26 protein-coding genes are annotated in these 24,616 nt (G+C 66.5%); 7 read left to right on the top strand and 19 right to left on the bottom strand.

From position 1 onward, the window contains the following. Positions 1-133 precede the first annotated feature (133 nt). From FJT57_RS03540 to FJT57_RS03530, 3 genes are all read left to right on the top strand, one after another. The gene (locus FJT57_RS03540; protein ID WP_144902539.1) at positions 134-508 is read left to right on the top strand and encodes a DUF7315 family membrane protein; all 375 of its coding nucleotides are present in this window, start codon (positions 134-136) and stop codon (positions 506-508) included. Continuing rightward, positions 501-776: a DUF7314 family protein gene (locus FJT57_RS03535; protein WP_144901739.1), complete on the top strand. Its 276-nt coding sequence runs from the start codon at positions 501-503 to the stop codon at positions 774-776. Before FJT57_RS03540 ends, FJT57_RS03535 begins: the two co-directional genes overlap by 8 nt. Before the next feature lie 121 nt (positions 777-897). Beyond that, positions 898-1,347 carry a DUF7313 family protein gene (locus FJT57_RS03530; protein ID WP_144901736.1) on the top strand — a complete coding sequence of 150 codons (450 nt, stop codon included), beginning with the start codon at positions 898-900 and terminating at the stop codon, positions 1,345-1,347. A gap of 92 nt (positions 1,348-1,439) precedes the next feature. On the opposite strand, the gene FJT57_RS16885 is transcribed toward FJT57_RS03530, so the two are convergent. The 8 genes from FJT57_RS16885 to FJT57_RS03490 all read right to left on the bottom strand — a co-directional run bounded on the left by FJT57_RS16885 (position 1,440) and on the right by FJT57_RS03490 (position 9,631). After that, positions 1,440-2,210 carry an NAD(+)/NADH kinase gene (locus FJT57_RS16885; RefSeq protein WP_238993890.1) on the bottom strand — a complete coding sequence of 257 codons (771 nt, stop codon included), beginning with the start codon at positions 2,208-2,210 and terminating at the stop codon, positions 1,440-1,442. Between the two features lie 130 nt (positions 2,211-2,340). Continuing rightward, a complete protein-coding gene (locus tag FJT57_RS03520) occupies positions 2,341-3,264 on the bottom strand; it encodes an alpha/beta fold hydrolase (RefSeq protein WP_144901734.1) in 924 nt (307 codons plus the stop codon). 65 nt (positions 3,265-3,329) lie between these two features. Continuing rightward, positions 3,330-4,409 (bottom strand): methylmalonyl Co-A mutase-associated GTPase MeaB, encoded by a 1,080-nt coding sequence (meaB, locus tag FJT57_RS03515; RefSeq protein ID WP_144901732.1) that lies wholly within the window; start codon positions 4,407-4,409, stop codon positions 3,330-3,332. Next, positions 4,409-4,840, bottom strand: coding sequence for a cobalamin B12-binding domain-containing protein (locus FJT57_RS03510; protein WP_144901730.1), 432 nt, complete (start codon positions 4,838-4,840; stop codon positions 4,409-4,411). The genes meaB and FJT57_RS03510 overlap by 1 nt, the downstream gene beginning before the upstream one ends. Before the next feature lie 122 nt (positions 4,841-4,962). Further along, the gene (locus tag FJT57_RS03505) at positions 4,963-6,480 is read right to left on the bottom strand and encodes a GAF domain-containing protein (protein WP_144901728.1); all 1,518 of its coding nucleotides are present in this window, start codon (positions 6,478-6,480) and stop codon (positions 4,963-4,965) included. Positions 6,481-6,644: 164 nt separating this feature from the next. Continuing rightward, the gene (locus tag FJT57_RS03500) at positions 6,645-8,447 is read right to left on the bottom strand and encodes a S9 family peptidase (protein WP_144901726.1); all 1,803 of its coding nucleotides are present in this window, start codon (positions 8,445-8,447) and stop codon (positions 6,645-6,647) included. 91 nt (positions 8,448-8,538) lie between these two features. Next, a complete protein-coding gene (locus tag FJT57_RS03495) occupies positions 8,539-9,351 on the bottom strand; it encodes a hypothetical protein (protein WP_144901724.1) in 813 nt (270 codons plus the stop codon). A gap of 22 nt (positions 9,352-9,373) precedes the next feature. Then, positions 9,374-9,631 (bottom strand): MTH865 family protein, encoded by a 258-nt coding sequence (locus FJT57_RS03490; protein ID WP_144901722.1) that lies wholly within the window; start codon positions 9,629-9,631, stop codon positions 9,374-9,376. Positions 9,632-10,001: 370 nt separating this feature from the next. Here FJT57_RS03490 and FJT57_RS03485 point away from each other — a divergent pair, with 370 nt between their 5' ends. Further along, the gene (locus FJT57_RS03485; protein WP_144901720.1) at positions 10,002-10,553 is read left to right on the top strand and encodes a plastocyanin/azurin family copper-binding protein; all 552 of its coding nucleotides are present in this window, start codon (positions 10,002-10,004) and stop codon (positions 10,551-10,553) included. Here the strand turns inward: FJT57_RS03485 and FJT57_RS03480 are convergent. The 9 genes from FJT57_RS03480 to FJT57_RS03440 all read right to left on the bottom strand — a co-directional run bounded on the left by FJT57_RS03480 (position 10,529) and on the right by FJT57_RS03440 (position 18,130). Beyond that, positions 10,529-11,038, bottom strand: a complete 510-nt coding sequence (locus FJT57_RS03480) for a hypothetical protein (protein ID WP_144901718.1) — start codon at positions 11,036-11,038, stop codon at positions 10,529-10,531. The genes FJT57_RS03485 and FJT57_RS03480 overlap by 25 nt on opposite strands. Then, positions 11,031-11,462, bottom strand: a complete 432-nt coding sequence (locus tag FJT57_RS03475) for a CopD family protein (RefSeq protein ID WP_144901716.1) — start codon at positions 11,460-11,462, stop codon at positions 11,031-11,033. Before FJT57_RS03475 ends, FJT57_RS03480 begins: the two co-directional genes overlap by 8 nt. A 62-nt stretch (positions 11,463-11,524) precedes the next feature. After that, the gene (locus FJT57_RS03470; protein WP_144901714.1) at positions 11,525-12,583 is read right to left on the bottom strand and encodes a glycosyltransferase; all 1,059 of its coding nucleotides are present in this window, start codon (positions 12,581-12,583) and stop codon (positions 11,525-11,527) included. A 150-nt stretch (positions 12,584-12,733) separates the two neighbouring features. Next, positions 12,734-13,354 carry a DUF420 domain-containing protein gene (locus FJT57_RS03465; protein ID WP_144901712.1) on the bottom strand — a complete coding sequence of 207 codons (621 nt, stop codon included), beginning with the start codon at positions 13,352-13,354 and terminating at the stop codon, positions 12,734-12,736. 115 nt (positions 13,355-13,469) lie between these two features. Then, positions 13,470-14,516, bottom strand: a complete 1,047-nt coding sequence (locus tag FJT57_RS03460; protein ID WP_144901710.1) for an NAD(P)-dependent glycerol-1-phosphate dehydrogenase — start codon at positions 14,514-14,516, stop codon at positions 13,470-13,472. A gap of 78 nt (positions 14,517-14,594) precedes the next feature. Continuing rightward, positions 14,595-15,287 carry a LysE family translocator gene (locus FJT57_RS03455; protein ID WP_144901708.1) on the bottom strand — a complete coding sequence of 231 codons (693 nt, stop codon included), beginning with the start codon at positions 15,285-15,287 and terminating at the stop codon, positions 14,595-14,597. 133 nt (positions 15,288-15,420) lie between these two features. Next, positions 15,421-16,122: a TMEM165/GDT1 family protein gene (locus tag FJT57_RS03450; RefSeq protein ID WP_144901706.1), complete on the bottom strand. Its 702-nt coding sequence runs from the start codon at positions 16,120-16,122 to the stop codon at positions 15,421-15,423. Further along, complete coding sequence (locus FJT57_RS03445) at positions 16,119-16,841, bottom strand: metal-dependent transcriptional regulator (protein WP_144901704.1); 723 nt, start codon at positions 16,839-16,841, stop codon at positions 16,119-16,121. Before FJT57_RS03445 ends, FJT57_RS03450 begins: the two co-directional genes overlap by 4 nt. Before the next feature lie 116 nt (positions 16,842-16,957). Beyond that, positions 16,958-18,130: a pyridoxal-phosphate dependent enzyme gene (locus tag FJT57_RS03440; RefSeq protein ID WP_144901702.1), complete on the bottom strand. Its 1,173-nt coding sequence runs from the start codon at positions 18,128-18,130 to the stop codon at positions 16,958-16,960. 128 nt (positions 18,131-18,258) lie between these two features. Here FJT57_RS03440 and FJT57_RS03435 point away from each other — a divergent pair, with 128 nt between their 5' ends. Then, positions 18,259-19,533 carry an NAD(P)/FAD-dependent oxidoreductase gene (locus FJT57_RS03435; RefSeq protein ID WP_144901700.1) on the top strand — a complete coding sequence of 425 codons (1,275 nt, stop codon included), beginning with the start codon at positions 18,259-18,261 and terminating at the stop codon, positions 19,531-19,533. Between the two features lie 64 nt (positions 19,534-19,597). Here the strand turns inward: FJT57_RS03435 and FJT57_RS03430 are convergent, their stop codons facing one another. After that, positions 19,598-20,293 carry a metallophosphoesterase gene (locus tag FJT57_RS03430; protein WP_394348804.1) on the bottom strand — a complete coding sequence of 232 codons (696 nt, stop codon included), beginning with the start codon at positions 20,291-20,293 and terminating at the stop codon, positions 19,598-19,600. Positions 20,294-20,426: 133 nt separating this feature from the next. Here FJT57_RS03430 and FJT57_RS03425 point away from each other — a divergent pair, with 133 nt between their 5' ends. Continuing rightward, the gene (locus FJT57_RS03425; protein ID WP_144901696.1) at positions 20,427-21,239 is read left to right on the top strand and encodes a DUF7839 domain-containing protein; all 813 of its coding nucleotides are present in this window, start codon (positions 20,427-20,429) and stop codon (positions 21,237-21,239) included. A 231-nt stretch (positions 21,240-21,470) separates the two neighbouring features. Here FJT57_RS03425 and FJT57_RS03420 read toward each other — a convergent pair whose 3' ends face one another. Continuing rightward, positions 21,471-22,076, bottom strand: a complete 606-nt coding sequence (locus FJT57_RS03420; protein ID WP_144901694.1) for a J domain-containing protein — start codon at positions 22,074-22,076, stop codon at positions 21,471-21,473. Positions 22,077-22,215: 139 nt separating this feature from the next. Between FJT57_RS03420 and ppsA the strand changes: the two genes are divergently transcribed. Further along, entirely contained in the window at positions 22,216-24,492 is a 2,277-nt protein-coding gene (gene ppsA, locus FJT57_RS03415; protein WP_144901692.1) for a phosphoenolpyruvate synthase, read from the top strand. Positions 24,493-24,616: the final 124 nt, after the last annotated feature.

Below are 24,616 nucleotides of genomic sequence, written 5' to 3'. Positions count from 1 at the left end.
CGATTCGAGAGCGGGCCCCGCGGGGTCGACTGAGCCCTCCCGGGAGACGGAAGCGTCGACTGAGCCGCCCCGAGAGACGGAGGCGTCGCCCGAGCCGCTCAAGGAGACGGAGGCGTCGACCACGCAGAGTGGGGTGGCGTCGACTGCGCGCGGTAGCGAAGGCGACGAGGACGGCCGACGCGGTCGCGACGTCGTCGTCCCGATGCGACTGTACAAGACCGTGACCGTGTTCTCCACCCTCATCGCCGTGGTGAGCGTCGTACTCGGATTTATGCTGCTCGACGCGGCGACGCTGAACGTGAGTTTTCTGGGAAACATCGTCCGGGGCGCGCTCGCCGCCGTGGGCCTTACGATCGGTGACGGACTGTTGAGCACTGCATTCGCGGCCCTGGGGCTGGCCATCATCACGTTCGGTGCCGGGGTGTACGTGATCGGAACGCGGTTTCGCGCCCGCGGAATGGGAAAGTCTCAAGAGGACTCCGGTGAAGATTCAGATACCAATGGCTGACGAGTTCATCAAAGGGCTGGGTATCTTCACGGCAGCAGGTCTCGGGTGGATGATCCTCGCGGGTTGGTACCGCACACCGAGCTTCGAGAGCCAGGAACAACTCGTCTCGCCGGTGTCGCTCGGCGACTCCGCGACGATGTTCGACACGCTCGGCGTGATGCTCATGGACGCATTCTTCTGGTTCACCATCATCGGCGCGCTCACGTTCTGGGTCGTCATCCCCGTCATTCGGCAGGCCCGCGAAAAGCTCCAAGAGCGCGCCCAGTAACTTCCGCCGACTTCGTTCCGTCGCCAGCCTGCGACCGGATATGTCATTTCTGCGGTTTTCCACCCATTGCTCCCGCATCGGATTGGAAAAACTCTAATGAGTCCTGTACCCAACGTCGGGTATGCAACCGCTACAGTTCCTCGTCCCACTCGATGCGTTGGACGCACTCGAGCCTATCATCCCGCTCGTGGTCTTCGGTTTCGTCATCCTCAACATTCTGACGCGCCTGCTCCAGCACCGGCGGCACCGCTCGCAGGTCGAATCCGGTGACGAAGACGGGTCGGTCAGTCGCTGGCTGCCGCACACCGCGACCAATCTGGGACTCGTGCTCTCCTCGTTCGTCTATATGATCATCGAACCGCACGGCGGGATGGTAATGTCGATCCTCGCGCTGTCGGTGTTCATCTCTGACTTCTTCGAGTTCGAGTCCCGCCTCGTCGAGGCGCGCTCGAAGTCCAAGTCGCTCGAACGGCCGACTGCGGCGATCGGCGCGTCGGTGTTTGCGCTCCTGTACGCGAGCTACCAGAGCTTCTTCTTCCTCATCGAGCCGCTCTGGAACTCGATCGTCTGAGGCGGACGGTTGTCGCTGTCCCCCGGTGGTAGCGCTCCACCGGGTGGCACCGGGGTGATTCAATGCGAGGCGACGCACCCGTATGAGATCGCTCAGTCGTCCTCGGACAGCTGTGGACGGACGAGCGACAGCTCTCGGGCGACCGACACGGTGACGGGAACGTTCGTCGGGACCGAGCGGACGACCTCGTCGTCGAAGTGCAGCGATACGTCGGCTTCGTCGCGCTCGACCGAGAGCGTGATCGGCTCCCGAAGCACCCACGCGTCGGGGTTCATCGCGTAGGGCGACACGGGGAGGCAAACGAGCCCCGTCTCCGGAGCGAGCACCGGGCCGCCGACTGCGCGCGCGTAGCCGGTACTTCCCAGCGGCGTGGCGACGACGACGCCGTCCGATCGAACGGTCTCAGTCCACCGGTCCGCCGTCGAAACCGAATACTCCGAGATCCGTGCCGGATCGGCCGTCATCAGCGTCACGTCGGCGACTGCGTACCCCGCCGATTCGCCGTCGACATCGACGTCGAGAACTGGATGCCGTGCGATCTCGAACACGTCCTCCCGGAGGGCGTCGACGACCGCGGTCATATCCCCGCCCGCGATATCGTAGCGGCCGCTGTCGACGCCGAGGGGGACGATCGGGCAATCGACCCGCCGCGAGGCGAGTGCCGAAAGCGCCTCGAAACCGACGGCGAAGACGGCGTCGACACCAGTTGTTTCGTCGCCGCTCTCGACAATCTCGCGTATCGCGACGACGTCCTCGCGAACGTCGTCGCGCGCGCCGAGCGCGTCGGTGACGCCGTCCGTCGAGCCGTCGTCTCCGACGACGAGGCAGCGCAGGCTCACGGGCGTCTCCTCGTCCGATCGCACCCCATCTCCTCGGACTCGACTTCGCGCATACCCGTCGGTACACCGCCGGGGAAAAAGACCCAGCGGTTCCGGTAGCCACGCGGAGCATTCTTTTGACGGTCGGTTACGCCGCACACGTCCCGAGGTCCGATTATTCCTCGATGGCGTCGCGGACGACATCGACGAACGCGGCGGGGAATTCGACGTGCGGGAGCAGTTTCGCGTCGTCGATCACGACGAGTCGGCAGTCCGCGGCTTCCGCAAGCGCTCTGCCCCGCTGCAGCGGCGTGATCTCGGCCTCGCGGCCCCAGACGAGCGTCACCGGTGCGTCGACGGCCGCGAGCGCGGCTTCGAGGTCGACGTCGCTGTTCAGAAAGCCGCTGACGAACGACGCGGGTGCGAAGCGCGCGTTCGGCTGATGGGCGGTCCGCCACTCGTAATCGATCCACGACTCGCTCACGCGCTCGGGATCGTAGTAGCCGTGGTCGGCGTTGAAGTACCGTATCGACGGCTTCGAGGCGAGCGCGTTGAACAGCGCCTCGCCGACGAGCGGCGCGCGGAGGAGTTCCCTGACGGGGAGGTTGCGGTCGGGACCGCCCCGCGCCGTTGGGCAGACGAGGACGACCGACGAGAGGTCGAGGTGTGCGGCACCGGCGGCCAGATACGCGCCGGTGAGCGAGGAGGCGACGACGGCCGGGCGATCGAACCGAGCGACGAAGTCGCAGACGAACTCCTCATACAGCGTCGCGGAGTACCGAAGCGGCGGGCGATCGGAGGTGCCGAAACCCGGGAGGTCGGGGGCGATCACGTGGTACTCCTCGGCGAGAGCGTCGAAGACGGCCCGGAACTCCCCACTCGATCCCGCGGCGTTGATGCCGTGTAAGAGTACGAGATCTCGATCGGCGGGGTCGCCCGCTTCGGCGTATCGGACGTCGATCCCGTTCCACTCGACCGTGTTCTGCGTCCCGTCGAGCGGCGGTTCGAGCTCCGCCGCGTTCCGTCTCAGGACGGCGTTCGCGACGGCGGTGGCACCGATGCCGAGCGCGACACCGGCGGCGAGCGAGCGAAGGCGCATACTCCTGATACGGTCGCGGTCGGTTTCAGCCTACTGGCACGAACGTCGGGAGGATCCGCCCGTGGTCACTCTCGTTCCGGCGCGGATCCCTCCGCTTCGGTCGCTGTCTCACCGGGTCCGAGACAGTCGCGGAGCGGTTCGAGGATCGATTCGGCGACGGCGTACGGATCGGTTTCGCCGTCACGGACGCGACGCGCCAGCGTCTCGATCCCGCCGCGACGGCGGATTTCGGCCTCCAGCAACTCGTTCCCGTCGTTTCGCACGAGTCGTCTGAGTTCCTCTGCGATCCGATCGAGTTCCCGTCGCTCACCCTCGGCTGAGCGCGTCAAGTACGCGGCGTGGTCGTCGAGCGCCGCGAGGAGGTCGTCGATTCCCGTGCCCGCGGTCGCGACCGTCTCCACGACGGGTGGCTGCCACGAGGCGTCGTTCACAGCAGGTTCGTCCGGGTCGGCGTGCGACTGCCCGTCCGATCGCCGGTGGATCATCTCCGTCAGTTCCGCCACCGTCCGCTCGATCCCGTCCATATCGGCCTTGTTGACGACGAAGACGTCCCCGATTTCGAGGATTCCGGCCTTCAACATCTGAACATCGTCGCCGCTGCCCGGCTGGACGAGCACCGCGACCGTGTCCGCCGTTCGGACGACGTCGACCTCGCTCTGTCCCGCGCCGACGGTCTCGACGACGACGACGTCCTTGCCGAAGGCGTCCAGCGCCGTGATCGCGTCGGTCGTCGCGGTCGATACCCCCCCGAGCCGACCCCGCGCGCTCATCGACCGGACGAACACGTCCATATCGCCGACAGTCGAGCCCATTCGGATTCGGTCGCCGAGGACGGCCCCCCCCGAAAACGGCGACGACGGATCGACGGCGATGACGCCGACTGTCTCGCCGCGCTCGCGATACGCGGCAGCCAGTTTGTCCACCAGCGTCGATTTCCCGGCTCCCGGGCTTCCGGTGATCCCGACGACGCGCGCCGAGCCCGCGTGTTCGTACAACCGAGAGACGAGATCGCGGTACCCGGGTTCGCGGTTCTCGATCCGGGTGATCGCTCTCGCCAGCGCCCGGTGTTCACCGTCGAGCAGCGCGTTCACGAGTCGGTCGTTGCGCTCCGATGTTCCCGTCTGCCCGGAGTCGTCGTCGGTCATCATTCTCGCCGCGGTGCGTTCTCTCTGACGAACTCGATCGTGTCTCGCATCGGGGTACCGGGACCGAAAATCGCGTCGACCCCCATCTCGCGCAAGCGTTCGCGGTCTTCGTCCGGGACGATCCCGCCGACGATGAGAAGCATCTCGTCGAACGCGTCGTAGGACTGCAAGCCCTCGATGACCGCCGGAACGAGCGTGTTGTGTGCGCCCGAGAGGATCGAGAGACCGAGAACGTCGACGTCCTCTTGGACGGCCGCCTGCACGACTTCCTCGGGAGCGCGGTGGAGCCCCGAGTAGACGACCTCGAATCCCGCGTCTCGAAACGCCCGAGAGATGACGTGTGCGCCACGGTCGTGGCCGTCGAGCCCGACTTTCGCGACGAGACTCCGAATCGGCCGGTGCCGCCGTTCGGGATCGGTGTCAGCACTCATACCCCAGCGTTCGACGTCTGCCGGTTTGGTTCTACCGCTGCTGCGGTCTTTCCGGGCTCTCGGTCGCGCTACCGAGAGGTGTCACAATCATCTGGCGTGCGACTGGATTGTCTGGCGTGTGCTCACTGGACGGATTCGAACGCTTTGGTGGTCCTGTCGCCGACGTAGATCCCGTAGGCGCATTCGTGGACGGTGGGGCGTGATACGGGAATGATGCGGAGCGCGAACGTCTCTGTCCCCCCGTTTGTGGTCGTTCGCTCCGCACTTCCGGTCGAAACGGTTCCCGTATCGAACGCGTGCTGGTACTGCTCGAATTCGGCGTCGGTCTGTACGACATCGGCGAGTTGTTGGCCCGGTTCGAGACCGCCGAAGTGTTCGCTATACGCGTGGTTGGCCTCTTCGACGACGGTTACCCCGCCCCGTCGCTCGACGTAGATCGCTGGCGAGGGGAAGTCGCTGAAGAACGCGTGGAGTCGATCGCGTTCCCTTCGGAGCGTCACCTCTCTCCCGATTCGTTCGAGGGCCTCTCGGGTGTAGCCCGCGAGAATTTCGACGAACTCCCTGTCGCGGTCGTCGAACGCGTCGTAATCGCTCGAAACGACCTGGATCACGCCGTGGTCGGCGATCGGAACGCTCAGCACCGCGTGCAACTCGTCGTGTTCCGGTATCGCGTCCGGATCGGTCTGCATATCCGGAACGATCTCAGATTTCCCCCGCGCTAAGGTCCGTCCGGCGATCCCCTCCGAAACGCCGCAGGGGCTCGCGGGCGGGTCCGGGAGGGTCGACGCCCGCGGAACGAGCAGCGTATCCTCGGCGAGAAGGACGACACAGTAATCGAACGCGAGCGCGTCGATGGTCGCCTCGACGGTCCGCTCGACGACGGCCTCGACTGTCTCACAGGCGGTGATATCCTCGGCGTAGTGACTCAGTGCAGTCAATCGCGCGTTGGACTCCTGAAGATCGTTTTCGACGCATTCCCGTTGGATCTCGGCCTGGACGTATTCGATAAGCGTCTCGATCGAATCCGCCTCGGTAGCCCCCTCGTCGATACGGCCGACGATCGGCGGCTGGCAGACGATCGTCGGAACCGACCCCGCCGCGACGAGCGCGTGAAGCAACTGTCTGTCGTCGACGAGGACGACGACGCATTCGAGGGTCGGCCCGAGTTCCTCGACGTACTCGATCGCTGTTTCCGTACAGCGCATCACTACGTCGACGGAGAGTCGCTCCTCGAGTTCCGAGATAACTCGGCTCGGATCACAACTATCTCGGAGTGGACCGTCTGAATCCGCTGATCCCCTTCCTGTATGTCGCCGGTCGCCGTTCTCGTCGGTATGTCGCTGGTAGTCGCTTTCGTCGGCATATCGCCGGTCGCTGCTCTCGTCAGATCGCTCCTGTGGGTGCGTGCGCTCGCTCGGTTTCGGGGCTGAACTCCCGCCACGACAGAAATCATCCACGTTGGACGCGTCGGAGTCGGTGCCCCCGGTACCCGTTGTCGACCCTCTCTCTCCCTGGGTCGATTCCCCGTCTCCGTGAGTCGGTTCTCTCTCCTCCTGGACGCCGGGTTCCCCCCCGCTCGGTTGCACCCACTCCGACGGAACGACGACGAGCACGCGCCCTCCAGTCGGATCTCCCGTCATATCTCACCTTCTTGTTCGTCAACACATTAAGACGTTCGATTTTCTGATGATTATGATTCACTTTTCGCTTCCCTCCGACGCACAGCCGCTGGAAAATCGATTCAGTGGTCGTCTGAAATCCTCACAACCATTCGGTTGTATAACATATGTATTCCGACAGTAGCTTACTCGACGTGCTCGGCGAGGAACTCGACGATCTCCTCGTAGGCGCGGACACGGTTTTCGAGCTTCGTAAATCCGTGACCCTCGTCCTCGAAGATGCGTTCACGCACCGGGACGTGTTCCCTCGCGGCTTCGACGAGTTGGTGCGCCTCCGAGACGGGGACGCGGGGGTCGTTCTCGCCGTGCAGGACGAACAGCGGCGCGCGGATCGAATCGATGGTGGTGAGCGGCGAGATGGATTCGAGGAACTCCCTGTCGTCGGCTAAGGACCCGTACTCGGCCTCGCGGAGCTCTCGACGCCACTCGCCGGTGTTTTCGAGGAACGTCACGAAGTTCGCGATGCCGACGATGTCGATCCCCGCGGCCCACAGGTCCGGATACTCGGTCATCGCTGCGAGGACCATAAACCCGCCATAGGAGCCGCCCATCGCGACGATTCGATCGGAATCGACGGCGGGGTGGTCGTGGAGCCACTCCACGGCGGCTTCGATGTCCGCGACGGAATCCATCCGCTTTTCGACATCGTCAAGGTGGCCGTAGGCCTTGCCGTAGCCCGCAGAGCCTCTGACGTTCGGCTCGAAGACAGCGTAGCCGTTCGCGAGGAAGTACTGCGTGACCGCGCTGAAAGAGGGCCGTCGCTGGGATTCGGGGCCGCCGTGAATGTCGACGATCACCGGCGTTTCGCCGTGGCCGGTGTCTGTCTCCGGCAGCGAGAAGAACGCGGGGATTTCGCGGCCGTCGAACGTCGGGTAGTGGACGAGTTCGGGCTCGACGAACGAATCGAGCGGGATTCCGGCGGTCGCGGCGCGCGTCCACCGCTCGGTCTCGCCCGTGGATCCGCCGCCGACGTAGACGTTCGCGGTGTCACCGCGACGCGTCACCGTCAGCGCGAATCCCTCGCCCGCAGCGTCGAAGTCGATGCCCCCCGCGACGCCCCGCGGGAGCTCGGGTGTCTCCGTCACCTCGATCGCCGTCGGCGTCGATAGCTCGCCCACAGTCAGTTCGGTGTACCCGTCGACGTTCGTCGAGTAGGCGATCCGCCCGGTCTCGTCGTCGACGGCGACGCCGTCGATCTCCCAGTCGTCGTCCGCCGCGACGAGCGAGAACGCCCCGCTGTCGATGTCGACGCTCCAGAGGTCGAGCGTGTCGCTCTCGCGGTCGGAGACGAAATACACGTGGTCGCCGTCCGGTCCCCACGTCGCGCTCTGGAACCTGACGGTTCCGTCGTGCGGCGTCAACTCGGTCAGTTCGCCGGTCTCGACGTCCACGACGGCGACGTCCTGATCGAAGTTCGAGTACGCCTCCGTGACGATCAGCCGGGAGCTGTCCGGTGACCACCCGCCGAGCGTCAGCCAGCCGTCGCCCTCGGCGACCAGTTCCGCGTCGGTACCCGTCTCGCTGCGATCCTGCACGTAGATGTCGAACACCGACTCGTCGCGACGGTTCGCGGCGAACGCGATGCGCTCGCCGTCGTGGCTCCAGCCGCCCCAGCGGTGCTTCGCGTCCGGATCGGTGGTCCAGTTCGTGATCTCGCCTGTCGACACGTCGTAGTGAAACAGCTGCTGGCGTTCGTCGCCCCCTCGGTCCATTCCGAAGGCGAACGCCGGGCGCTCGGGCGACCACGACACGAACGTCACGCGCTCGTCGAAGAAGGTGCGCTGCTCGGGCCAGCCGCCCGGGTCCGAAAGCGTCCACACCTGCGGTACGCCCGTCGTATCCATCAGAAAGGCGAGTTCGTCGTCCGCGCTGAACGACGCACCGTAGGCGCTCCGTATGTTGAGGTAGCGCTCGATATCGTGGGCCATACCGTCATGTTCGGGCGATACGGACGAAAGCATTCGGGTGGGTCCGAAAGAATCGTCGCCGCCGTTTCACCGCGTCGCGATGTCTCCCCGTTCACTCCTGGTCCGCGAAATCGTCCAACGAGGTCCGCTCGTCGTCGATCCAGCCGCGCAGTTTGGCGTACTCTGTTGGATTGTTCGGGACGCCCTCTGTGTTGAGGAGCGTCTCCGGAAACAGTTCGTACGCGATGCCGACGAGTTGGTATTCGAGCTCCGCCAGATAGGGATACGTGTCGGGATACGGTCCCTCGCTGCGATCCCACGGGCTGACCCAGAAGTACACCGGCTGGCGGAGTCGATGCGTTCTGGGCTCGAACAACTGTGCCGCCCACCTTCGATACTTCCCCTTCGGATCGCTGTGATTGGTCGTGTCGATGTCGTCGCAAGCGTCGAGGACGGCGGCGCTCAGATCGCCGAGATGGTACGCGTCGCCGTAGCCCCAGCGTGCGAACTTGCCACCCGTCTCCGAAATGTTCCGTAAGTTCGCGCTCAGGCGGCCGTCTGCGCGTCCGAACATACCGGATTTTCCGATGTAGTACGGTATTACCCGCGATCCGTCCAACCCGTACATCAGATACACGATGCCGTCGTAGTCGCCTTCTCGACGCTCGTGGTCCTCGACGACGGTTTCGACGGCGTCAAAAAGCCGTGCGTTCATCGCGTCGCTCCGTGTGAGTACGGGCCGCTTTCGCCGGGTGCCGTAGTCGGTGAGCGCGACGGTCAGCGGTCCGTCAGTGGCGTCGTCGCCGAGACGGTCTCCGCTACGTTCTCCGTCGCCGTCCACCGTTGCAAAAAGCGGCGTAGGGTCGTCGCTGTCGACGTACCGATCGATCCACGACTCCCAGAGAATCCGTTTGGTTTCGCGCACGAGCGGGCCGCCGTTCGGACTGTCAGATCATCCCTTCGGCTTTAAGCCCCTCGATGACGTCGTCGACGAGCGTTTCGACGTCGTCGTAGGGGAAGTCCTGGTGGGAACCGAGCTTCGCGGCCATTTCCATCGCGGTGAGCGTGACGTCGCCCGCCTCGAACTTCGTGCCCGGACCGTTCGGGAGCGCGGGGACGAGGTCCATCTGGCTGCTGATCGGGAAGTCGGCACCACTGAACGCGTCGATGAACTGCTGGCGGAGCTCCGCCTCTACGTCTGCCATAGCCGTGACGTGCCAGACGACGCGCAAAAGCGTTGCGGAACCACCTTTTTACTGCGGAGGGTCCAGCGGACCCTCCGCGCAAAAACCTGGAGGGAAAAACTACCCGCGAGGCTCGCAGGGGCGAGCCACGCGGTACAACCGCTTGCGGACCGCACCGCACTGGGACCGTCCCGCGACCGCCCAACTACTCCGCATCGTTCCACACTGCAACCGCTCCGCATCGTTCCGCATCGTTCCGCATCGTTCCGCACTGCGACCGCACCGACGACGGACTGCGACTGCCGCCAGCGACGACCCGACCCACTCCGTGCATCCCCGACGAAAGAGACAAACCAAAGTATTCACTACAGCCGACTCCCAACGCCCGTGTATGACTGACGGCAACGCGGATATGTCCCGTCGTGCCTTCCTCACGGCGGCGGCCGGTTCGGCTGCGGTCGCCGGTGCTACTGGTGCCGCTGCGGGACAGGAAGGCGGCGGGTCCGAGCAAGTTCTCGTCGGTCCGGACGGATCGCTCGTGTTCACGCCCGGAACCGACGAACCGCTGGAGATTCTCCCGGGGACGACCGTCGAGTTCGTCTGGGAGTCGGACAACCACAACATCGTCGTCGAGAACCAGCCCGAAGACGCCAATTGGGAGGGATCCGAGAGCCTCGAGAACACCGGGTTCACCTACGAGTACACCTTCGAGACGCTCGGCACCTACGAGTACTACTGCGAACCGCACCAGGTCTCCGGCATGGAGGCGACCATCGACGTCGTCGAGGAGATTTCGACGCCCGAACCCGCGAACGTCCCGCAGGTGCCGGATTCCGCGAAAACCCTCGGCGTCGCGACGACGTTCGCGATGGTGGCGACGCTGGGCCTCGCCTTCTTCTTCATGAAGTACGGCGGCAACTACGAACTCGAAGACGACGAGTAGTCCTCGCGTTCCGCCGTCGGCACCGCCCGCTCGCTCACCCACTGGAGGGCGACGTTGATCGCGGCGAATACGACGCCGACGATCGCGCCCACGATCCCGGCGGCCACTCCACCGATCGTGGCGATGAGCGCGACGGCGGTGAGAGACGCCGCATCGGTGACAACGACGGCGATCCCGGCGACGAGGGCGACCCCGCCGATCAACCCGCCCCCGGCGAGTGCGCCGCCCCCCGCGCTACGGACGATGAGCGTTCGGATCGCGCGCTCTTCTCGAAGTCCCCCGTCGCGCAGCACCCACCACACGGCGGCGACGACGAGGAACCACAGGTACCCGAAGAGCAGCAGCCCAGGGACCGTCCCCAGCCCCGCGAGCGCGCCCGACAGTCCTCCCGAGAGATGAGCGGAGACAAGCGCGACGAGCGAGAGCGTCGCCAAATCAACGGTCCCGATGACCCAGACCTCGAACCAACTCGCGGAGTCACCCATGGGCGAGCACCTCCGCGAGCGCGACCACCAGAACGAGAGACCACGCGGTCCCGGCGTACAGCGTCCGGAGACGAGCGTGTGCGTGATCGCTCGCCGCTCGATCCCGGTCTTGGAGGCGCAACACCGCAAGCGATCGGACGGCCGAGCCGACGACGAGCGCGAACACGACGAGTAACTTGGCGGTCAACACGGCACCCCAACTGGTCGACGGTCCCGGTGGGCCGAGCGTCCCGAGGTTTCCGACGCCCGTGGCGACCAGCAGCCCGATTGCGCCCCAGAAGAGCCACTCGAAGCGGCGCAACGACGGAATCGGATCTTGATCGTCGCTTCCGAGCAGTTGCCAAGCGAGGACGGAGCCGCCGAGGGCGATCGCCATCCCGAGTACGTGGATCGATCGAACGACGAGGTGGAGGGAACTCGACATCGCCTCCCCGTACGTTGGGCGGGTAGGAAACTCCCCGGGTCGACCGGTTCGGCTCGCTCGCTTCAGAAGAATCCGAACTCGTCGATCTCGGACCGGTAGATCCGCAGAAACGACTCGAGTATCTGCTCGTGATCGTAACCCGCGAACGCCTCGTTGACCGACGCCGGTTCGTGCGCGGCCGCGGCCGCGACCTCGTCGGCGAGTTCCTGCGGGCTCGTCACGCGCACGCCGCGGTCGAAGTTCTCGACGAGCTCGTGCGCGCTCGATCTGGCCTGGTACTCGACGATCCCGACGCAGCCGCAGGCGAGCGCCCAGAGCAGCTCTCGGGCGAACGGTTCGACCGTCGCCGTCTGGGCGAACACGCGCGCGCCCTTCAGAATCGGCACGTACTCCTCGGGCGTGAGGTCGCCGAGGAAGGACACGCGGTCGTCGATCCGGAGGTCGGCCGCGGTCCGCTCGACGGCGTCACGCTCGGGCCCGTCACCGATGACGACCGCGCGCCACTCGCGGTCGCGGAGCTCCGCTAAGGCGAGCAGGAAGGTCTCCGCGTTCGCGTGCTCGTCGAGTCGGCGGGCGTAGACGAGATCGGCACGGTTGTCCACCTCCGCCTCCCGAACGAGGTCGAAGTCGATCGACTCCGGGACGAGCGTGACGGCATCCGCGGGCGCGCCGCACTCGCGCGCCTCGGTTTTGACCAGCCGAGAGGGAGCGATCACCCGGTTCGCGCCGGTCGCGGCGCGGCGGGTCATCCGATCGGTGTCGTCGTCGCGGCGCGCCCACCAGTCGACGACGACCGGCACCCGAAGGAACCTCGCGGCCGTCTTGGCGGCGACGACCTGCGAGGGCGGGCTGTTGGTGCAGTGAATCACGTCCGGCGACACGCGCCGAAGCGCGAAGGGGAGCCTTGAGGCGAAGGACCGAACTGCGGGTGTCTCGACGACGCCGACGTATTCGACGCCGTTCTGTTCGAAGGCGTCGATCGGCCCTTCCCACCATTTCGCACAGCAGATGAAGACGTCGTGGCCGCGCGCGGCGAGCCGTTCGGCGACTCGTCGAAGCCGTTGCGTCGCGCCGTCGGAGCGCCGTTGATCGGTGTACAGCGAGACGAACGCGACGCGCATACCCGTGGGTTTCGTCGCGGCGATAAAAATCCTCGACATTCGGTGCCCGCCCCGAATTCACTCGATCCCATCGCGTGACACGGGCGTGGTTGTCGAGTTCAGAGAACGAAGAGAACCGCCGCGGTCATCGAATAAAAAGGACCGCCGCAGTCATCGGATGACCAGAACCGCCGCGGCGGCTTCGACGTACTCCCAACTGAACGCGTGGTTGAGGAGGAGGTACGTGAGCACCCCGAGCGCGAGCGAGAACAGCCACGCCGAGGCCGCGATCCGGCCGACGCGTCGATGCGGCGTCTCGCGCCTGAGTTCCTCGGGCGAGTGGGTCGCGCCGAGCACGAGCGCGTACAACACGACCGGAACCGCTACGATCGAGAGCACGATGTGGATCGCGAGCATCGCCAGGTACGGGTAGTACACGAGCGTCGGCCCCACGAACTCCTTCGTGCCGCCGCCGCCGATTTTGGTGAGATACATAACCAAAAACACGAGGATGAGGAGGAACGACGTCACCATCGCGGCAGCGTGCTTTCGCACGTCGTCGCGGCGGATCCAGCGCCAGCCCGCGGCGATCACGACGACGTTCGCGGCGTTGACGACGGCGATCGCGTCCGAGAGGCGATTCACTTCCCACAGCGATAGCTCCGGGAACACGCTCCCGGGGACGGCACCGAGAAAGGTACCGATGACGGCCGCGTATCCGACGATGGACAGCAAACCGGTCACGGCGAGCGGGTGACGTTTGGCCGCGTTGTCGGCGCTGGAGGTTGCCATACCTCGGGTTGGCAGCCGTTCCTAATCGGTCCTTCGGAACGGGTCGTCCCCGAACGGATCGCCCGTCACCGTGTTGATCGCGTCGCCGCCTCGCGAGCGGCCGACGCGCCGACGCTCAGACCACGTCGGTCAACGTCGCCGCCTCGCGAGCGGCCGCCTCGCTGACGCCGTCGCCGAGGATCGTGTACCGGTCGCGAATCGAGTGCGCGGTCGTCACCGCCTCCAGGAACGTGTCGTCGCCGATTCCCAGTCCGGATGCGGTCGTCGGCGCGCCCATCGCTTCGAGGGCGTTACGAATGTCGGCCCACTCGCCGCGCTCGCCGGAGTGGAGGTACTCCGTCACGATCGACGCGACGCCGACCTGGTGGCCGTGGAGCGCCCGACCGGGGACGAGTCGGTCGAGTTGATGTGAGACGAGGTGTTCAGCGCCCGAGGCGGGCCGCGAGGACCCGGCAATCGACATCGCGACGCCGGAGGAGACGAGCGCCTTCGCGACGAGCCACGCCGACTCCTCGAAACCGGGTTTGATCGCGTCGGCGGACTCGACGAGCATCTCCGCGGTCATCTGCGAGAGCGCCCCCGCGTACTCGCTGTATTCGACGTTCTTCAGCCGATGGGCGAGCTGCCAGTCCTTGACGGCGGTGTAGTTCGAGATGATGTCCGCACAGCCCGCTGTGGTGAGTTCCCACGGGGCCTCTGCGAGGATCTCCGTGTCGGCGACGACCGCCAGCGGCGGGTCGGCGGCGACCGAGTGGCGGGTGTCGCCCTCGGGGATCGACGAACGCCCCGAGACGATCCCGTCGTGGCTGGCGGCGGTCGGGACCGAGATGAACCCACAGCCCAGCCGATCGGACGCCATCTTCGCGGTGTCGATCGGCTTGCCGCCGCCGAGCGCGACGAGGTAGCCCGCGTCTGCGTCCGACGCGGCGTCGACGACGCGCTCGACGGCGTCGAAGCTCGCCGTTTCGATCACGATCGTCCCGGCGACGTCGAACTGCGCTCGGACTCGCTCGCCGACGAGTTCGTTCGGCGTCGGACTCGTCACCACGAGCGGCCTCCCCGAGAGGTAGAGTTCCTCGACCGCTGCCGAGAGGTCGTCGAGGACGCCGTGACCGACGAGGACGTTCCGCGGGAGCTTGATCCACGTCGTCTTCTCGAACATACCGCCCGTTTCGTCGGGTGGCTCAAAGGGTTTCCCTTCGGTGACAACTGCTACCGAGATATTCCGTCGATCTGGGCGCTACAGCAGGATTCCGGCGCTCTGCGTCACGAAGAGGATGCCGAAGGCGGCGAGCACGACGGCGCTGACGCCCGCGACGATCGGCGCGAAGGCGTCGACGCGGCGCTCGGCACCGACGAGGGCGGCCGGGAAGCCCGTGATCCACACCACAATACCCCCGAAGAAGCCCGCGATGAGCGCTGGCGAGCCGGTGTCGACGACGACGAGTCCAGCAATCGACTCGCCGAGGTACGGCGTCTGCGCGAGGACGTCGACGCGTCCCGGTTGGAGCATCCCGACGCCGATCGTGAGCCAGAAGAGGATCTGGTAGGGGTTGGTGAGCGCCAGCACGAACGCCTTCCGAAAACCCGTTCCCGCGCGCGACTCCCGCGGTTCGACTCCGCTGTCCGCCCGGAACGACGATCGCATCTCGACGAGCGCGCCGTAGGCGAAGTACAGCATCAACCCGCCGCCGACGCCGATCATCACCGCGCGGACGATCGGGAACTGCTCGACGAACGCGACGACGCCAAGGAGCGCGAGGACGAAGAAGATCGCGTCTGCGGTCATCGCACCCAGTCCTGCTTTGAACCCCGCGATCCAGCCGCTGAGAACGCTCTCCTCGGCGATGATCGCGTTCATCGGCCCCGGCGGTGCCGCGAGTGCGACGCCGAAGATGAGACCGGCCGTAAGCGTCACAACGAGACTCGTCATCACACTAACAACGGGAGCATACCGAGAAAAAGGATCCGAAGAAAGACGGATTGCGAGGACGCGAAACGACCTGCGGGGACGCGAAACGATCTGCGGGGACGCGAAACGATCTACGAGGACGTTCCACTGGTGATCAGACGAGTCCCGCGGCGGCCGCGCTGACGACGCCGATGAGTGAGTCCCAGACCGAGAAGCCCGTCAGTAACGAGAGCACGACGTCGAGGCCGAAGAGGGCGAACAGCGCGGCCGCGGCGAGGTGTGCTTTCCGCATATCGACCCGGTGTGCGAACGTGTGGAAGAAGTACGCGTTCGCGAGGCTGATCGGGATGATCGCCAGCATCTCGCCGACCCAGATGGCGGAGGTCGCGCCGTACTGGACGGCCAGCCCGATGGTGATCAACTGGGTCTTATCGCCGAACTCGCCGGTCACCATCAGCGCGAAGATCGGGAGGAAGCCGCCGAACGACCCCGAGTAGCGGTCGAGCGGCTCCGGCAGCCGCAAGCCGTCGAGATCGGCGGTCCCGCCGTCGGTCGTCGGCGACGCCGAGCGGTCGCCGGACGAGGGGGCAGAACGGTACAGCAGGACGGCGAACGTCAGAAAGAGCGCCGCCGTCACCGCGTCGAGGACCTGCGGGGAGAGCGCCGACTGCAACGCCCGTCCGAAGAGGATCTCGAGGGCGGTCCAGCCAGCGAACGCCGAGCCCGCGGCGGCGACGACCACCTTCGGGTCGTAACGGGTTGACAGTCCGGCGATGATGAACTGGACTTTCTCGCCGGGGAGCACCGCCAACTGGGCAACGAACGCGATGACGACGATTTCGAGGTACGCGCTCACGCGTTGCCGACGCCTCCCCGTTGATCGGTGTCGCCTCGCTGCTCGGAGTCGGTCGCGTCGGCGTCGGCGGCGACGTAGATTGCCTCGGCAATCGATTCGGGGAGGCTCTGTTCGACCCCCTCGTCCGTTCGAACCGTGATCATTCCAAAGGGAGCGACATCGACGATTTCCAGCGCCGTTCCGGGCGTGATTCCCGCGTCGGCCAGGTATTCGAGTTCCTCGCGGTCGCGGTCGCTGACGCGGGAGACGACGACGCGGTCGCCGACCTCCCGAGTCGACAGCGGCGTCGCCTCGTCCTCTTCCAGCGGCGTGAGATCCGCCGACGGGATCGGGTCGCCGTGCGGGTCGACGACGGGGTCGTCGAGGGCGGCCGCGACGCGCCGCTCGAACTCCTCGCTGATGTGGTGTTCCAGCGCGTCGGCCTCCTCGTGGACCTCGCTCCAGGAGTAATCGAGCTGTTCGGCGAGGTACGCTTCCAGCAGTCGGTGGTGTCTAAGCACTTCTAGCGCGACGGTCTCGCCCTCGCGAGTGAGTTCGGCCCCCTTGTACTTCTCTCGCGTGATCAGCCCGCGCTCTTCGAGCGTACCGAGCATACTCGTCACCGTCGCGGGCGTCTTATCGAGCGCCGTCGCGATCGCGGAGGTGGATACCGGCGGTCCAGAGCGCGCCTGTATCTGGTAGATCGCCTTGAGGTAGTCCTCCATCACGTCGCTCAACATACCCCGGTTTAGACCCGTCTAAAGTAATAATCTGGCGGTGGAAACTTCCGGGAAATCGAATCGAAACCCGACCGACGTCGGTACTGTGGACTCCGTGTTAGATCCAGTTCTCCCCGTTATATCCCCTTCCCCATCAAGTGACTCCGGAGCACGTCGGCGCTTTTAGTCCCGGACGCCGTGTTGAGGACGACGACGTCGTCATCGCTTCCGAACGCGCCCTCGTCGGCGAGCGCCGCGGCACCCGCGAGCGCGACGCCGCCAGCCGGTCCCGCTTCGACGCCCACCCGCTGTGCGGCGAGCACGGCGCTCTCCAGACTGTCCTCGTCGTCGACGGCGACGACCCCGCCGCCTGTCGATCGGACCGCTTCGAGCGCGGCGTCCCCGCCCTTCGGGTCGGTGATCTCCAGTTCGCCGACGATCGTGTCCGGCGACTCCCAGGACTCGATCGCGTCGGAATCTCGCTGATGGGCCGCGACGATGGGCGCACAGCCCGAAGGCTGCGCGGCGTAGATCGGCGGTACGTCTGCGGTCAGTCCGAGCTCCCGCAGTTCGCGAAATCCCTTCGCGATTCCGGCGACGACCTCGCCGGTGCCCGCGGGGACGACGACGCCGTCCGGAGTCGCCCACGAGAGCGACTCCGCGATCTCGAAGGCGGCGGTCTTGATCCCGTCGTGTCGGTGCGGGTTGTCGAACTCCTGGAGCGTGTACCACGCCGACTGCAACTGCTCGGAAAGGGCGGACTCGGCGTCTGGGTAGCGCCCGCCGACGACGCGCATCTCGCCGCCGTGGACGTTGATCATCGCCTTGTTCGGGAAGGGGGCCCGCGAGGGGACGAACGCGTACGAGCGCAACTCGGCGAGTCCGGCGTAGGACGCGGCCGACTGTCCCGCGTTCCCGGGCGTCGCGAGCGCGACGAGGTCCGCGTCGGCCTCGCGCGCGGCGGTCACGGCCGGGGCGAGGCCGCGGTCCAGCACCGTCCCAGTCGGATTCCGCCCCTCGTCTTTGATCGAGAGCGCACCGATATCGGCCTCCGCCGCGAGCGTCGGTGCCGAGACGAGCGGTGTTCCGCCCTCCGCGGCCGTGACCGGTTCTTCGAACGCGAGCAGGTCGGCGTAGCGCCACATCGAGTCGGATTCGTCCGCGGGCGTCCCGTCGGCCCAGTCGACGGCGTCGTACTCGTAGGCCGCTTCGAGTCGCGCGCCCGCGTCGCTATGTCCCGTCGCGGTCGCGTCGTAGCGTTCTCCGGTCTCGGTACAGACGAGTCCCAGAAACGCGTCGTTGGTCGGCATAGCCGAAATTTCGACCCGACGAACAAATCCCTATTCACTTCGCGCTCGCTTGCGAGCACTCGCGCCGAGGCTTTCGAAGCCGTCACGACACTCGCAGTCTCTTAGTGGCCGCCGACCGAAGGTTCCGTATGGATGGAGATTCCGTCGTGGTCGTCGGCGCGGGGCTGGCCGGTCTCGTCGCCGCCCGCCGACTCGCGACTGCGGGCGCGGACGTGACCGTCGTAGAGCGGGGTCGGACTGTCGGCGGACGTGTGCGGACCGAGACGCGAGAGGGGTTCACGCTCGATCGCGGGTTCCAGGTCCTCTTCACCGCCTACCCCGCGGTTCGTCTGGAACTCGATCTCGACGCGCTGGACCTGCGGTTCTTCCGCCCCGGTGCGGTGATCGCGCGCCCCGGATCGCGGTCGGTGCTCTCGGACCCCTTCCGCGACGTCCGCGCCGCCGGAGCGTCGCTCCGAAACGGCGAGGTGACGCTGAGCGATAAGCTCCGAACGCTGCTCCTCAGACAGCACGTCGGCACGCGGACGGAATCGGAGATCTTCCGTTCGGCGGACCAGTCCATCCGGTCCTCCCTCCGGGAGTGGGGCTTCACCGACGACTACATCGAGCACTTCGTCGCGCCCTTCTACGGCGGAATTACGCTCGACCGGTCGCTCTCGACCTCCAAGCGCGTCTTCGAGTACACGTTCAAGGCGCTCTCGGAGGGGCGGATCGCGCTCCCCGCGCGCGGGATGGGCGCGATCGCGGAGCAGTTAGCCGACCGGGCCCGCGATGCGGGGGTCGCGATCCGCCTCGGCGAGCGGGTCGCGTCGGTCGACGAGGACGGCGACGGCGTGACCGTCAAAAAAGACGGGGAGACGATTACGGCGGACGCGGCCGTCGTCGCCACCGACCCCAAGGAAGCGTATCGGCTCACGGGCGTCGACTCGATTCCCCGAGAGGCACGCGGCTGCGTAACGCAGTACTATCGGCTCCCGGACGGTTCGGCGCCGCGGACGCGACGCAAGATCCTGCTCAACGCGGCCGATCCCTCTCCGAACACGGTCGTGCCCGTCTCGGAGGTCGCGCCCGAGTACGCGCCGGACGGGTCCGCGCTGCTCAACGCGACGTTCCTCGGCGAGTCGGCGCTGGATCGGGACGCGTCGGCGCTCGCCGAGGAGACGCGGCTGACGCTCGAAGCGTGGTATCCAGAGCGAGACTTTTCCGCGTTGGAACCGGTCCGAACGCACCGAATCGAGTTCGCGCAGTTCGCGCAGCCGCCCGGCGTTCACGAGACGCTCCCGGATGTCCGCGAGCCGGGCCGATCGACGTATCTGGCTGGCGACTACACCGCGTGGTCGTCGATTCAGGGTGCGCTGCGGAGCGGCCGCGAGGCCGCGCGCGCCGTCGAGCGCGACCGCTGAATTCGGTCAGCCGATCCCCTGCGTCAGTATCGCCACTGTCGGCGGCTCGCTGTGTCAGTACCGCTCACAGCATCCGCCGAAACGACTCCAGCGGCGGGAACGTGAGCGCAACCTCGCGCCCCTCGTCGTAGACGACCGGCCGGGCGCTGTCGAGGTCGTCGACGAGCGGTGACAACAGGTCGGCGGCGCGCGCGGCGTTGATCTCGACGCCCGGCGCGAGCCGCGAGAACGCTGGCAGCATCAGCACGTCTGCGCCGCGGTACGCGTCGGGAGCGTCGAGCGCACAGGGCCGTCGCTGTCCTTCGATCTCGATCGCCGGGTGATCGTGGCCGATCACGTATCGGTCGGCGTCGACCGATGGCTCCTCGTGACCGTGACAGACGACGGTCCGGGGATCATCACAGGCGACGTAGTGTTCTCGAACGTCGTCACTGACGGATTCGAGTGCCGTGTCGTGGTTCCCGCGAACGAAGACGGGCGTGCTTCCCGCGTCGTCGCAGCAGCCACGGAGCGCCTCGACGGTCTCGCGGCTCCGCGCGGAGGCGGTTCCGAACCGATGGAGGACGTCCCCAGCGAAAACGGTCCTCGCGGGGCCGGTCGCGGCGAGCAGTGCGTCGAGCCGTTCGACGAGATCGCGTCGCTCGCCGACCGGGAGGCGGAGGCTGGACGATTCTCCGCGCCCGACGTGGAGGTCCGCGAGGACGAGCGCGTCGGCTCGGCGGAGGTACACGGCGCGCGGCAGGAACTCGACGTCGTCCACGGCGTCCACGGCGGCCCTTGGATCGAGGCGGTGAAATCACTGACGGCAGCGGCGTTGCAGTTGCGACTCGAGATCGCGTCCGGACCGTCGCCATTCCGTTGGGGTTTTTCTCGGCGGCGGCCGAGGGTCCGGTATGAGCGGCGCGCTCGATGACAAACGAACGGCGACGCGGTTTCGGATCCTCGTCGAGATCGCCGACCGACAGCCGGCGGTGAGCCAGGGGGAGATCGCCGACGCGGTCGGGGTGACGAGCCAAGCCGTCAGCGAGTACATCCGTGAACTCGTCGACGACGGCTACGTCGACAAGGAGGCGCGCTCCCGCTACCGGGTGACGAAGGAGGGTGTCGACTGGCTGTTTCAGGAGGCGAAGGGGCTCCGTCGATTCGCCGAGCACGTGACCGAGGACGTCTTAGAGAGCGTCCAAGAGGACGCCGCCGTGGCCACCGAGCGGATCGACGTCGGTGACACGGTGACGCTGTCGCTCCGCGACGGACTCCTTCACGCGACGCCCGGTGACGACGGCCCCGCGACCGGCGTGGCCACCACCGCCGCCGACCCGGGAGGCGACGTGAGCGTCACCGGTTTCGAGGGCGTCATCGAGATCGACCCCGGCCGCGTCACCGTGGTACAGATCCCGTCGGCCCGCTCTGGCGGCAGTCGGGCGGTCCCGGCCGACGAACTCGCGGTCCGCTGTGCGGACGCGGACGTGGTCGTCGCCGCGGGCGTCGAAGCGGTGGTAGCGCTCCGCGCGGCCGACGTCGACGTCGAGACGTCCTTCGCCGCTGGCGACGTCGCGGCCGCGGCTGCCGCCCGCGGCGTCGACAGCGTCGTGGTCGCGACGCCGGATCTCGTCGGCCGGGTGACCGACGCGCTGCGCGACGCCGAGGTGCGCTACGAGGTGACGGAGATGACGGACGAGCGCGACGGTGTCACGCCCGAGCGGTGAGGGATACGCGGACGTCGCCACTGGGTGGTGAGAGGTGGGACGGCCCGGTGCCCGGGCGGTGGGCGATACGGTAGTCTGGCCGTCGGGGCGAACAGGTGACACGGCGGAGCGCGCACTGTATGCGAGGCGCGAACGGCACTCCGAACACGGCGCGATGTGTCACACAACCGCGAAACGCGCCGTGGCGTCGGTCAGATCACGACGCGTCTGGCCTCGCCATCGCATATAAACCTACTCCGCAGCGTGTTCTCTGGCGGTCGCGTACGCCTCTTGTAACCGTTTGAACTCCGCTTGCGACCCGCCGTGATCTGGATGGGCCGACTTCACGCGGTCGCGGTAGGCGCTTTTGACCTCCTCGGGGGCGACGGTGGGTGCGAGGTTCAGGTAATCGAACGCCTCCGTCACGGGGTCGTCGCGTGCGGGTCGGTGCCTGCCGAACTCGAACTCCGGTACCTCGAAGGGGAGTCGGCGACCCAGGGCGTGCGCTGGCATCTCGTGTTCGCAGAGCACCGTGTACGTCCCCGCGCGTTCGAGTCGGAAGTACGCCTGCGCGTCGAACGTGAGCGCGACCCCCCGCTGTGGAAGGTAGAATTCGACCATCTCACCGTCGATCGGGTGATCCTCGACGAACGGCTCGGAGATCGTTCGGAGGTAGCTGCGGATCTCCATCCGACGCCGCGACGGGCCGTCGATCCGATGGCCGCTCGTCGGCGGCGCGTCCGGGAACAAGCGACCGCCGACGAGGAACACTCCGGCGACGACGACCGAGGCGAGGCCGCCGCCGAGAAGGCCCAATACGAGCCACGACGGCAGCGATGAGACCCACTCCGGGAGCACAGTGCAACGAAGGGCTTCGCCGGTAAAGAACCTCTCGGCGGAACAGTCATAAATAATATACTCATATTCGAGTACGTTTTATTCACGGTTGCGCTCTTCGGAAAGTACTTTACGAACATCCGCGGAATTGCACACGCTAATGGCAGTAGCTTGGCTGGACGACGTGCGGTCCGCCGACATCGATCGAGTCGGCGGCAAGGCGGCTTCACTGGGCGAACTCACAGGTGCAGGGCTACCCGTGCCGTCGGGATTCGTCGTGACCGCCGGGACCTACCGCGAATTCATCGAAAACGCGGGTATCGACGAGGAACTATTTTCGGTTGTCGACGTGGACCACGAGGACAGTTCGGCGCTCCGCGAGGCGCACGAGCGCGCTCACGAACTCATTATGGAAACGCCCGTCCCGGACGCGGTCAGAGACGAGATCCTCGAGGCGTACGGCAACCTGGGCGACGGCGAGCGCTTCGTAGCCGTCCGCTCGTCTGCGACCGCCGAGGACCTCCCGGACGCCTCCTTCGCGGGGCAACAGGAGACGTTCCTGAACGTCCAGGAGGACGCGCTGGTCGAGCGCGTCAAGGAGTGTTGGGCGTCGCTGTTCTCCCAGCGCGCCATCTACTACCGGAACCGACAGGGCTTCCCCCACGAGGAGGTCGACATCGCGGTCGTCGTTCAGGAGATGGTCGACGCGGAGAAGTCGGGCGTCCTCTTCACCTCCCACCCGTCGACGGGCGAGCCGCAGATCATCATCGAGGCGGCGTGGGGTCTCGGCGAGGCGGTCGTCTCCGGTTCGGTCTCCCCGGATAACTACGTCGTCAATCGCGAGACTGCAGAGGTCGAGACCGTCACCGTCGCGGACAAGAAGATGATGATGGTCAAAGACGAGGAGACCGGCGAGACCGTCGACCGCGACGTCCCCGACGAGAAACGGAGCGCCCGCGTCCTCACGGACGCCGAGATCGAGGAACTGGTCGAAATCGGCGCTCGCGTCGAGGATCACTACGGGACGCCGCAGGACGTCGAGTGGGCCATCTACGACGGCGACGTGTACATGCTCCAGTCGCGGCCGATCACGACGATCGGCGAAGAGGAGTCCGAGGCGGCCGCGTCCGCGGAAGCTAACGGCGGCAAAGACGATGCGAACTCCGGCGACGTCATCCTCCGAGGGCTCGGGTCCAGCCCCGGCATCGCCTCCGGCGAGGCCCGCATCGTCACGAAGCTCGATCACCTCGATCAGGTCGGCGACGGCGACATCATCGTGACCGAGATGACGATGCCGGATATGGTTCCGGCGATGAAGCGCGCCTCCGGAATCGTCACCGACGAGGGCGGAATGACCTCCCACGCGGCGATCGTCTCCCGCGAACTGGGCGTTCCGGCCGTCGTCGGCGTGGGATCGGCGACTCGCGAGCTCGAAGACGGCCAGCCGATCACCATCGACGGCGACAAGGGGACGATTCGCGAGGGCGTCGAACCCGTCGAGGAGCAGCACGAACCCATCGAGGAGGCGCGCCCGAAGACGCCCGTCAAGCCGATGACGGCGACTGAGGTGAAAGTCAACGTTTCGATCCCGGAAGCGGCCGAACGCGCCGCTGCGACCGGCGCGGACGGCGTCGGTCTCCTCCGGATCGAGCATATGGTCCTCTCGCTCGGCAAGACCCCGACGAAGTATATCGCCGACAACGGCGAGCACGCCTACATCGACGAGCTCGTCGACGGCATCCGAACGGCAGCCGAGGAGTTCTACCCCCGTCCCGTCCGCGTCCGAACGCTCGACGCGCCGACCGACGAGTTCCGGCAGCTCGAAGGCGGCGAGGACGAACCCCGGGAGCACAACCCGATGCTCGGTTACCGGGGGATCCGCCGCTCGCTCGACAACCCGGGGCTGTTCAAACACGAACTGGAGGCGTTCCGTCGCATCTACGAGATGGGCTACGACAACGTCGAGATAATGTTCCCGCTCGTCAACGACGCTGAGGATGTCGTGCGCGCACGCAACCTGATGGAGCAGGCGGGCGTCGATCCGGAGAAGCGCCAGTGGGGCGTTATGATCGAAACGCCCGCGGCCGCCTACGAAGTCGAGTCGATGGCCGAGGCGGGCATCGACTTCGCCTCGTTCGGGACGAACGACCTCACGCAGTACACGCTCGCGGTCGATCGAAACAACGGGCGCGTCGCCGACCGCTTCGACGAACTGCACCCGGCGGTGCTGAAGATCCTCGGCGACACGATCGAAACGTGTCGCGAACTCGGCGTCAAAACGTCGATCTGTGGACAGGCCGCCTCGAAGCCGCGGATGGTTCAGTTCCTCGTCGAGAGGGGGATCTCGTCGGTGTCGGCGAACATCGACGCCGTCCGCGACGTCCAACACGAGGCCAAGCGGGTCGAACAGCGGCTCCTCCTCGATTCGGTGCGGTAATTGGGGCGGGTTCGATAGTCGGCAGGGAGCGCCTCCGAAAGGGCGTGAGATCGGCGGTTCGTCCGTTCCAGCCGCGGACGACCCGTCGACCGATCTAACGGGATCGAAGACCGCGCGACCAGAA

It is taken from the genome of Halobellus captivus, assembly GCF_007655485.1.
Classification (GTDB): Archaea; Halobacteriota; Halobacteria; order Halobacteriales; family Haloferacaceae; genus Haloquadratum; species Haloquadratum captivum.
Note: the sequence above shows the minus strand (reverse complement) of the source record. Positions and strands in the feature narration are given on the sequence as shown.

Coding starts and splice junctions, on each gene's coding strand:
- FJT57_RS03490 (WP_144901722.1), bottom strand. CDS start 9,631: ATGGCAGACGTAGAGGCGGAGCTCCGCCAGCAGTTCATCGACGCGTTC.
- FJT57_RS03460 (WP_144901710.1), bottom strand. CDS start 14,516: ATGTTCGAGAAGACGACGTGGATCAAGCTCCCGCGGAACGTCCTCGTC.
- FJT57_RS03520 (WP_144901734.1), bottom strand. CDS start 3,264: ATGCGCCTTCGCTCGCTCGCCGCCGGTGTCGCGCTCGGCATCGGTGCC.
- FJT57_RS03510 (WP_144901730.1), bottom strand. CDS start 4,840: ATGAGTGCTGACACCGATCCCGAACGGCGGCACCGGCCGATTCGGAGT.
- FJT57_RS03475 (WP_144901716.1), bottom strand. CDS start 11,462: ATGTCGAGTTCCCTCCACCTCGTCGTTCGATCGATCCACGTACTCGGG.
- FJT57_RS03505 (WP_144901728.1), bottom strand. CDS start 6,480: ATGACGGGAGATCCGACTGGAGGGCGCGTGCTCGTCGTCGTTCCGTCG.
- FJT57_RS03470 (WP_144901714.1), bottom strand. CDS start 12,583: ATGCGCGTCGCGTTCGTCTCGCTGTACACCGATCAACGGCGCTCCGAC.
- FJT57_RS03485 (WP_144901720.1), top strand. CDS start 10,002: ATGACTGACGGCAACGCGGATATGTCCCGTCGTGCCTTCCTCACGGCG.
- FJT57_RS03530 (WP_144901736.1), top strand. CDS start 898: ATGCAACCGCTACAGTTCCTCGTCCCACTCGATGCGTTGGACGCACTC.
- FJT57_RS03440 (WP_144901702.1), bottom strand. CDS start 18,130: ATGCCGACCAACGACGCGTTTCTGGGACTCGTCTGTACCGAGACCGGA.
- FJT57_RS03480 (WP_144901718.1), bottom strand. CDS start 11,038: ATGGGTGACTCCGCGAGTTGGTTCGAGGTCTGGGTCATCGGGACCGTT.
- FJT57_RS03465 (WP_144901712.1), bottom strand. CDS start 13,354: ATGGCAACCTCCAGCGCCGACAACGCGGCCAAACGTCACCCGCTCGCC.
- ppsA (WP_144901692.1), top strand. CDS start 22,216: ATGGCAGTAGCTTGGCTGGACGACGTGCGGTCCGCCGACATCGATCGA.
- FJT57_RS03500 (WP_144901726.1), bottom strand. CDS start 8,447: ATGGCCCACGATATCGAGCGCTACCTCAACATACGGAGCGCCTACGGT.
- meaB (WP_144901732.1), bottom strand. CDS start 4,409: ATGACCGACGACGACTCCGGGCAGACGGGAACATCGGAGCGCAACGAC.
- FJT57_RS03445 (WP_144901704.1), bottom strand. CDS start 16,841: ATGTTGAGCGACGTGATGGAGGACTACCTCAAGGCGATCTACCAGATA.
- FJT57_RS03455 (WP_144901708.1), bottom strand. CDS start 15,287: ATGACGAGTCTCGTTGTGACGCTTACGGCCGGTCTCATCTTCGGCGTC.
- FJT57_RS03425 (WP_144901696.1), top strand. CDS start 20,427: ATGAGCGGCGCGCTCGATGACAAACGAACGGCGACGCGGTTTCGGATC.
- FJT57_RS03535 (WP_144901739.1), top strand. CDS start 501: ATGGCTGACGAGTTCATCAAAGGGCTGGGTATCTTCACGGCAGCAGGT.
- FJT57_RS03435 (WP_144901700.1), top strand. CDS start 18,259: ATGGATGGAGATTCCGTCGTGGTCGTCGGCGCGGGGCTGGCCGGTCTC.